Annotated in this window: 11 protein-coding genes; all 11 read left to right on the top strand. The window is 56.1% G+C overall.

Translation table 11 applies throughout. The features are described 5' to 3' along the window. Nucleotides 1-94 precede the first annotated feature (94 nt). The gene (metG, locus tag AAF465_17070) at nt 95-1,720 is read left to right on the top strand and encodes a methionine--tRNA ligase (GenBank protein MEM7084437.1); all 1,626 of its coding nucleotides are present in this window, start codon (nt 95-97) and stop codon (nt 1,718-1,720) included. A gap of 15 nt (nt 1,721-1,735) precedes the next feature. Next, nucleotides 1,736-2,314, top strand: coding sequence for an electron transport complex subunit RsxA (gene rsxA / locus AAF465_17065; protein ID MEM7084436.1), 579 nt, complete (start codon nt 1,736-1,738; stop codon nt 2,312-2,314). A gap of 1 nt (nt 2,315) precedes the next feature. Continuing rightward, a complete protein-coding gene (gene rsxB / locus AAF465_17060; GenBank protein ID MEM7084435.1) occupies nt 2,316-2,882 on the top strand; it encodes an electron transport complex subunit RsxB in 567 nt (188 codons plus the stop codon). Next, nucleotides 2,879-4,408, top strand: coding sequence for an electron transport complex subunit RsxC (rsxC, locus tag AAF465_17055; GenBank protein MEM7084434.1), 1,530 nt, complete (start codon nt 2,879-2,881; stop codon nt 4,406-4,408). The genes rsxB and rsxC overlap by 4 nt, the downstream gene beginning before the upstream one ends. Next, nucleotides 4,405-5,421 (top strand): RnfABCDGE type electron transport complex subunit D, encoded by a 1,017-nt coding sequence (locus AAF465_17050; protein ID MEM7084433.1) that lies wholly within the window; start codon nt 4,405-4,407, stop codon nt 5,419-5,421. Before rsxC ends, AAF465_17050 begins: the two co-directional genes overlap by 4 nt. Next, complete coding sequence (rsxG, locus tag AAF465_17045) at nt 5,411-6,073, top strand: electron transport complex subunit RsxG (GenBank protein MEM7084432.1); 663 nt, start codon at nt 5,411-5,413, stop codon at nt 6,071-6,073. The genes AAF465_17050 and rsxG overlap by 11 nt, the downstream gene beginning before the upstream one ends. Nucleotides 6,074-6,083: 10 nt before the next feature. Next, nucleotides 6,084-6,776 carry an electron transport complex subunit E gene (locus AAF465_17040; protein MEM7084431.1) on the top strand — a complete coding sequence of 231 codons (693 nt, stop codon included), beginning with the start codon at nt 6,084-6,086 and terminating at the stop codon, nt 6,774-6,776. A gap of 2 nt (nt 6,777-6,778) precedes the next feature. Continuing rightward, a complete protein-coding gene (locus AAF465_17035) occupies nt 6,779-7,225 on the top strand; it encodes a DUF1841 family protein (protein ID MEM7084430.1) in 447 nt (148 codons plus the stop codon). A 131-nt stretch (nt 7,226-7,356) separates the two neighbouring features. Then, a complete protein-coding gene (locus AAF465_17030) occupies nt 7,357-8,229 on the top strand; it encodes a DUF692 domain-containing protein (protein ID MEM7084429.1) in 873 nt (290 codons plus the stop codon). Further along, on the top strand, nt 8,222-9,004 hold the full coding sequence (locus AAF465_17025; protein MEM7084428.1) for a putative DNA-binding domain-containing protein: 783 nt from the start codon (nt 8,222-8,224) through the stop codon (nt 9,002-9,004). Before AAF465_17030 ends, AAF465_17025 begins: the two co-directional genes overlap by 8 nt. A 4-nt stretch (nt 9,005-9,008) precedes the next feature. After that, nucleotides 9,009-9,213 (top strand): DoxX family protein (locus AAF465_17020; protein MEM7084427.1); only part of this gene is annotated, 205 nt, incomplete at its 3' end.

Genomic DNA, 9,213 nt, shown 5'->3' with positions numbered 1-9,213 from the left:
CTCGCCTCGACTCAACGGGACTGGACTTGACTGGGACGTCCAGCTCTCATTCTGTATTGCCCTCATGTAGTTTTCTACTCTCTCACTCTTTCTTCTGCCCGACCGGTATGTGACCGGCACCTGCCCCAACTGCAAGTCGCCAGGGCAGTACGGCGATAATTGCGACAGCTGTGGCGCGACGTATGATCCGCTCGATCTGATTGATCCGGTGTCTGTCATGTCTGGCACCACACCCATTGCCAAAGAGTCAGAACATTTGTTTTTTAAGTTGCCTGGGTTTGAGCCGACGCTTCGCGAGTGGCTCGTATCAAGCGGCGTGAGCGGGGCCATCCACAACAAACTCACTGAGTGGTTTGAGGCAGGTTTGAAAGACTGGGACATCTCACGCGATGCCCCATATTTCGGCTTTAAAATTCCTGGCACCGACGAAAAATATTTTTACGTATGGATGGACGCACCCGTTGGCTACATGGCCAGCTTCAAACACTATTGCGACAAACAGGGCATTGAGTTTAACGATTACTGGCGTCCAGATAGTGAACACGAGGTGTATCACTTTATCGGCAAGGACATCATCTATTTTCACAGCCTATTCTGGCCCGCTGTGCTCGCCGGTGCTGGCTATCGAACGCCCACGAGTGTGTTTGCACACGGCCATCTGACGCTGAACAAAGCCAAGATGTCCAAATCCAAAGGCGAGCTCATTGGTGCACGGACCTACCTCAATCATCTTGACCCGGAGGCATTGCGCTACTACTTCTTCGCTAAGTTGGGTCCCGGCATCGATGATCTTGATTTTAATGGTGAAGACTTTGTCGCCCGAGTGAACGCCGATCTCGTCAACAAATTCGTAAACATCGCTAGTCGGTGCGCTGGATTTATCAGCAAGAATTTTGACGGCACACTCAGCGCCTCACTTGACGATGCGGACCTTTACCAAACCTTCATCGACGCAAAACCGAGCATCAGCAGCGACTATGCGGCGCGACGCTACTCGAGTGCCGCACGTGTGATCATGGAGCTTGCCGACAAAGCCAACCAGTATGTCGATCACCACAAGCCTTGGAAACTCATCAAAGAGGCGGGCAACGAAGAGAAGGTTCAGGCGATCTGCACACAGGGGCTGAATATGTTTCGAGCGCTTCTGGTCTATTTGACGCCCGTGCTCCCCGCGCTGTCCAAGCAAGCAAGTGAATTTTTGAATGCACCGGTGACAGCGTTTGATGATATTGATCAGCCATTGCTCAGTCACTCCATCAATCGTTTCAAGCCACTCAAGGCACGTGTGGAGGGCAAACAAGTCGAAGCTATGTTGGCCGAAGAGCGCGCGAATGCCGAGGCACGCGCCGCGATGCTGTCAACGCCAAACGAGGCGAGCAATGGCGACGACCAAGCCTGGATTCAGATCGATGATTTCAAGAAAGTGGATCTGCGCGTTGTGCGCATTCTAGACGCGCAGGCGGTGGAAGGCGCCGACAAACTCGTGCAGCTCACGCTCGATCTTGGGGACGGTCAAACGCGCAATGTGTTTGCCGGCATAAAACGTAGTTATGCACCTGCCGACTTAATTGGACGCCTGACGGTCATGGTGGCGAACCTCGCGCCGCGTAAAATGCGCTTTGGCGTGTCGGAAGGCATGGTGCTGGCCGCCAGCAACGATTCGGGCGTGTACATTTTATCGCCCGACGAAGGCGCTGAACCCGGCCAGCGCGTGACCTGATCACGACGCCACATCATGACCGAACTGCTTGCATTGTTTATTGCGACTGTACTGGTCAACAATTTTATCCTCGTGCAGTTTTTAGGCCTATGTCCGTTTATGGGCGTCACGCAACGCCTGGAGGGCACGGTCGGCATGTGTTTTGCCACCGTCTTTGTGCTCACGCTCGCTTCCGGTATTAGCTGGACGCTCAATCACTTTCTTCTCGCGCCCTTCGATCTCCATCATCTGCGCATCATCTGCTTCATTGTGATCATCGCCGCGGTGGTGCAATTCACTGAGATCACACTGCGCGCCATTTCGCCGATGTTGCATCAGGTTCTGGGAATTTTTCTACCGCTCATCACGACTAATTGCGCCGTGTTAGGGGTGGCGTTACTCAATGTGCGCGAACAGCATTCATTTGTTGAATCGCTCTTTTATGGCTTTGGCGCCGCGGCCGGTTTTTCACTCGTTTTGCTTGCATTAGCCGCACAACGCGAGCGACTGGAACTGGCCAACATTCCCGCGCCCTTTCGCGGGGCCGCCATCGGCTTAATCAGCGCCGGTATTATGGCCCTTGCATTTGTTGGTTTTGCCGGCATGGTGCGTTGACATGGGCTTTGAGGGAAACGGTGCGGCGACGATCGTACTGACACTGACTATGCTGCTTGTTGGCTTGCTGCTCTACGTGGTCGACCGGCGTTACCGCCCCCGTTTCGAAGCCGCCGGAGAGCGGGTGGTCGAACAGATCAATGCAGAACTGCCACAAACACAGTGCGGCCAATGCAACTATGCCGGATGCCGGCCTTATGCCGAAGCCATCGCGGCTGGCGAGGCCAACATCAATCAGTGCCCGCCCGGTGGCGAAGCGACGATCGACGCTTTGGCGGTCCTACTGGGTCGGGAGGCCATGCCGCTCAACCCTGAGAATGGCATCGAGGCGCCTGCCAAAGTAGCCTACATTCATGAAGACCTGTGCATAGGCTGTAAAAAATGCATCCTCGCCTGCCCAGTCGACGCGATCGTCGGCGCGCCCAAACTGATGCATACGGTCATCGCCAGTTCCTGCACCGGGTGTGATCTGTGCGTAGAACCGTGCCCCGTTGACTGTATCGACATGATCGACATGGCGGTGACACCCACCACTTGGCGTACCGAACGGCCGGCGGCGCACGGATGACGGCGCTGACGTTACACGACTTCCCGGGTGGGCTGTCGCTGCCGCCGAACAAAGCACAACAAACGGCGCAGCCGATCAGCACGTTGGCACTACCTGATCGTGTTTGGGTACCACTCTTGCAACATCGTGGCAAACTGTCGCGACCGTGTGTAAAACGTGGCGACAAAGTTGGCCTTGGCAGTGTAATCGGTCTGGCCGATGGCGCGTTCAGCGCCAATGTGCACGCCACCATCGCCGGCACTGTTGGGCGCATCGAGTCACGGGTCATCGCCCACCGCTCTGGCTTGTCAGCACCGTGCGTTGAGATTCTCGCCGACCGCGAGCAAGCGCAAGACTTCGCCGCCCCACTTGACACCGATTTCCGTCTGGTCGATCCGAATATTCTGCGTCAGCGCGTAGCGGACGCCGGCATCGTCGGTCTCGGTGGTGCTTCCTTTCCAACAGCACTGAAGCTCACTGCCGAAGCCGATCAGTCGTTGCACACGCTGGTGTTAAACGGTGCGGAATGCGCACCGTACATCAGTTGCGACGAAATGCTGATGCGCGAGCGTGCAGGCGACATCATGCGTGGCGCGCAATCGATGCTGCATATCTTGCAAATCAATCGCTGTATGATTGCGCTTGAGGAAGACAAAGTGCTGGCGATCGACGCCATGCAGCAGGCGCTTGAGGACCTCAGTGATTCCCGCTTCACCCTGTGCTTGGTGCACGCCAAGTACCCGGAAGGCGGCGAACGTCAACTTATCCAGGTGTTGTCAGGCAAAGAAATCCCAAGCGACGGGCTGCCAGTGGACATTGGCTATCTGTGCCATAACGTCGGCACGGCAGCGGCGGTGTTTGACCTGTTTGCAACCGGCCGTCCGCTTACATCGCGCATCGTTACGGTATGCGGTGACGGCGTCGCCCAACCCCAAAACGTCATCGCGCCCTTTGGCACGAGCATTCAAAGCCTACTTGATCACGCCGGCGGCCTACTGCCCGGTTCGCACCGACTCATTGTTGGCGGTCCAATGATGGGGTTTACCGTCGATTCGACGGACGTGCCGATCGATAAGGGGTGTAACTGTATATTGGTGATGCCCGAGGAGAACGCGCGCCAACTCAATGACACGATGCCCTGTATACGCTGTGGCGAATGTGAGACGGTGTGCCCGGCCAGCCTACTACCGCAACAGCTTTACTATCATGCGCGCAGCAGCCACCTTGAGCGCCTACCGGATTTTCATCTATTTGACTGCATCGAATGCGGCTGTTGTGACTACGTGTGTCCGAGCAATCTGCCGCTGACGCAATATTTTCGTTACGCGAAAGACGAACTTTGGTTTCGCTCGCAACAGCAAGCCCGCTCGAATCAGGCCCGCGAGCGCTATGAGCAGCGCGAACAGCGATTGCTGCGTCAACAGCAAGAACGCGATGCGGCCCGGGCCGAGCGTCAGCAGGCGACCCGCGACGCCAAACAAAAACAGTCCGACATACTCGCCGCCGTAGCACGCGCCAAGGCGCGCAAAAAAGGCGACTCATCATGATCGCGGCGCCACATATTCGCCGAGCGCGTTCGGTGCGCGCCATCATGTACGAAGTATCACTCGCGCTGGTTCCGGCGGCACTGGCGCATGTATGGTTCTTTGGTCCGGGACTATTGTTGAACACACTGATTGCCGCGTGTGTGGCGCTCGCATGCGAAGCGTTCATGCTCACGCTGCGCGGACAACCTCGGCAGCCGTATTTACAGGACGGCAGCGCACTGCTCGCGGCCGTATTGATCGCATTCGCCCTACCGCCGCTGACGCCTTGGTGGGTCACCGCCACCGCCGCCGCATTCGCCATGATTGTCGCCAAGCATCTGTATGGTGGACTGGGCTTTAATACGTTCAATCCCGCGATGGCCGGCTATGCCGTCGTGCTCGTGAGCTTCCCCACCGAGTTGGCTTTGTGGACACAACCACGCGGTGAGCATGACGCGCTCTCGTGGCTCCACACGCTGCACGTCACCTTCACCGGCGCCTTACCCGATGACCTATCGTGGGATCACATTACCCGCGCCACGCCGTTAGATTCGGTGCAGACCGGACTCACGCAGGGCGCCATGCTCAGCGAGCTCCTGCTCGATCCGCGCTTGTCGGCCTATGGCGGGCATCCCTGGATCACCATCAATGTGCTAATCGCGATCGGCGGAGTCTGGTTGGTGTTTCGTCGTCTCATTAGCTGGCATATCCCCATCGGCGTGATAGGCGGTGTGGTGTTATCCGCGCTGGCGGGTCGCATGATCGACAGCGATGCCTACTCGCCCGTGTTCTTTCACCTGCTGAGTGGAAGTGTCATGCTCGCCGCCTTCTTTATCGCGACCGATCCCGTTTCCGCCGCGACGAGTCGTCGTGGCAAGCTACTTTATGCGTTGGGTATTGGCGTGCTCATTTATTCCATTCGAGCGTGGGGGAGCTATCCCGATGGCGTCGCATTCGCGGTATTATTCATGAATATGCTAGTGCCACTCATCGATCATTTTACGATTCCACGGGCCTACGGCCATGCGCGGTAGCGGCATTCTGTCGGTTGGCATTCTGGCCGGTATGGGGCTGTTTGCCGCCATGAGCCTCAATTCCATGCAGCGCCAGTACGCCGATCAGATTGCCTCCAATGAACGTGAATGGGAAATGCGTCAGATTCGAGAGTTGCTCAATGATACCGATTACAACAACAACGTATTCGACGACTTGATCTATATCGACGCGCAAGCACCGGATGCTCAGCTACTGGGATCGGACGACTCCGCCTACATCTGTCGCGCCCGGCTCAATGACCAGTCCCGCGCAGCGGTGCTGCAGGTAACGGCTGACAACGGCTACAGCGGACCGATTAAATTGTTGGTCGGAATTTATGCGGACGGTCGACTCGCGGGGGTTCGCATCGCCGCACACAAAGAAACGCCCGGTCTTGGTGACAAAATTGAGCTAAAAAACAGCGACTGGATTCGTCAGTTTAATGGCCGCTCGTTAACCAATCCCTCGGCGGCGGAGTGGACGGTAAAAAAAGACGGAGGTGCGTTCGATCAGATTACCGGTGCCACCGTGAGCCCACGAGCAGTCGTGGCTGCCGTTAAAAACGCACTGTTGTATTTTGATACGCATCGCGACGAGATTTTCGCGCGACCCGCTGACGACACGTCGCCGGCCACCGACGAGTCAACCTGATGCTGTCCCGATGAGTACCACCGATCAGCCCGCTTCCGACCTAGCGCCCGACCTCGCGTCGGAGTCTGTGACACAACCCGCCTTTGCGACCGTTTGGTGGGATGGGGTCTGGCACCGCAATGCGGGCTTTGTGCAGTTGCTCGGCCTGTGCCCGATGCTGGCCGTCACCACCACATTGGCGTACGGCATTGGCCTGGGAATCGCCACCACGCTTGTGCTGGTACTGTCGAACTTATTCGTATCACTGACCCGCCCCATCACGGCATCGTTCGTGCGCATTCCAGTTTATGTACTGCTCATTGCGACACTGGTCTCGATGATCGACATCGCCCTCCACGCCTATCTGTTCGAATTGCACCGAGTGCTCGGTTTGTTTGTGCCGCTGATTGTGACGAACTGCGCCATCATTGCCCGAGCTGAGGCATTTGCATCACGCCATTCGCCGCCACGGGCTGTGGTTGATGGTCTCGCTCATGGACTGGGGTTTACTGTCGTACTGGCCTGTCTCGGGTTTCTTCGCGAGCTCATCGGTGCCGGTACTGTGTTTAGCGCGATGCACACGTTGTTTGGCTCAGCTGCTGAGTCCTGGACCATCACCTTGCACGATGGGTTCTTACTGATGTTGCTGCCACCCGGCGCCTTTTTAACGCTGGGCGGACTGCTTGCGTTACGCAATGCATTCACCGGTCGCGGTGCGCGCTAATCATGTTTGGGAATGATCGCGCCAGCCTCCGCGCCTTGTATCGCGATGCACTTGAAAAAGCCGAAGCTGGACAGCCACTCACCGCGCTGGAGACCCAAATTGCGGCGGTTATCCAGGAACATCCGGAATATCGCCACGACATCTTACCCAGCGCGCTTCACGCCGGTGAACCGCTGGACAAGGATTACCCAACAGAACTGGGTCAAACCAACCCCTTTATGCACCTGTCGCTGCATCTTGCTGTGCGTGATCAGATCAGCACCGATCGGCCTCAAGGCATTCGCGCCGCGTTTCTTGCGCTTGAGGCTCGCTGTGGCCAGGCGCACGACGCGGAACATCAGCTGAGCGAGAAACTGGCTGAAGAACTCTGGCGTGCGCAGCGTTACCAGCAACCACCAGACGAGCAGCGCTATTTTCAGGCCGTCCAATCACTGATTGAGCAAAAATAGCCGCTAATTCAGCCCTTTCCGCACTGCCGCGAGGCGAAATGCATGCGGGTGTAATAAACTGATGGCATGGCAGGTCAACTAAGACACAGAGACTGTGCGCCGTCGCACGGCTCGAAACAGGAAGCAGCATCGTGAAAACCTTTACCACACACGGACAGTATCCGGTCAGCGGCTCCGGACTCGGCCTTCGTCGGGAACTGGTCAAACCGCTTCAGGAACACACGCCAGACGAAATCAGTTTTTTTGAAGTGGCACCGGAAAACTGGATGGGTCTGGGCGGCCGTCTTAAAAAAGAGTTTCGTTCGTTTACCGAGAAACACGATTTCGTCACCCATGGTCTGTCGCTGTCGATTGGCTCTCCAGCGCCGCTGGATGAAACCTTTCTGAAAAACCTTAAGGTCTTCTTAGATGAACACGGCATTAAGGCGTACACCGAACACCTGAGCTACTGCTCCGACGATGGACATCTTTACGATTTACTTCCGATTCCGTTTACGGACGAGGCCGTCACCTGGGTGGCCGATCGTGTTAAGCGCGTACAGGATATTCTCGAGCGACAAATCGCGTTAGAAAATGTGTCCTACTACGCTGCGCCCGGCCAGGAGATCAAAGAAATCGAGTTTGTTCGCAATGTGCTTGATGAGGCCAACTGTGGTTTGCTGCTGGACGTGAACAACATTTTGGTGAACAGCATCAATCATCGCTACGACGCCTACGAGTATTTACGCGCCCTGCCAGCAGATCGTGTGTTTTACTTTCATGTGGCTGGACACTATGTCGAAGCCGAAGACCTTCGTGTCGATACTCACGGTAGTGATGTCTGCGACGACGTGTGGACATTGCTCGACGCGGCGTATGATCACTGTGGCGTCGTCCCAACGCTGCTCGAACGCGACTTCAACATACCCTCAGTCACCGACCTGACGAAGGAACTTAATCAGATTCGTGATGCGCAGGCGCGTTGGCACGAACGCAACACGCCCGCCAAAGTCAGTCATGGCTGATCGGCCGCTGTTCCAGCAGCACCAGTACGCCTTTGCCGCCCATATCCGCAATCCGGATGCCGTTAAAGGACCAGACAATATTGAAGACCGGCGCATGGCGGTCTATCGAGACCTGTTTTACAACAACGTCGAAGGGTTTCTGAGTCGTTCGTTCCCAGTGATCCGTAAGCTGTATTCCGATGAGCGCTGGCATGCAATGGCCCGCGACTTTTTTGCGAATCATGAGAGCGATACGCCTTACTTTCTGGAAATTCCCAAAGAGTTTTTGAATTTCCTAACTGACGAACGCGACAATGCGTCAGACCCCCCGTTCCTAAATGAGCTCGCGCACTATGAGTGGGCGGAACTGGCCGTGTCCGTGATGGATGTCGATCTTGACGCCTTACCGGCCGATCGCGATGGCGACCTCATTGACGCTGTGCCAATACTGTCGCCGGCTGCGTGGTCACTCGCCTATCGCTATCCCGTGCACCAAATTAAACCCGATTTTCAACCCGAATCACCCAACGAGATTCCGGTGTTTATCGTCGTGTACCGCGACTTGACCGATAAAGTGGGCTTTATCGAAATCAACCCGGTGACGGCGCGGCTACTCGAGCTCATGGGCGACAACGACACCGAAAGTGGACGAGCTTTGCTGACTCGTATCGCTGGCGAAATTCAACATCCGGACCCAAACGTTGTGATCGACGGCGGCCGGGACATTCTCGAAAATCTGCGTCGTCACGACATCGTGCTTGGCACGCAGCCAGTCATTAACAAAACGGGGAGCTAAAAAAATGGATCGACTGATTGCACTGTGGGAAGTGGTGACACGCCCGCTCAACACACTTAACGAATTTTTGCCGCAGCTTTTCTTACGCCTTATCCTGGCCTACGAATTTTGGGAGGCCGGCGTCATGAAGTTCAATGGTGACAACTGGTTTGGTTCGATCAAAGAGTCTTTTCCGTTTCCATTCAATGTCGTCAACACCGACTTTAGCT

It is taken from the genome of Pseudomonadota bacterium, assembly GCA_039028935.1.
In the GTDB taxonomy this organism is placed as follows: Bacteria; Pseudomonadota; Gammaproteobacteria; order Steroidobacterales; family SZUA-146; genus SZUA-146.
Note: the sequence above shows the minus strand (reverse complement) of the source record. Positions and strands in the feature narration are given on the sequence as shown.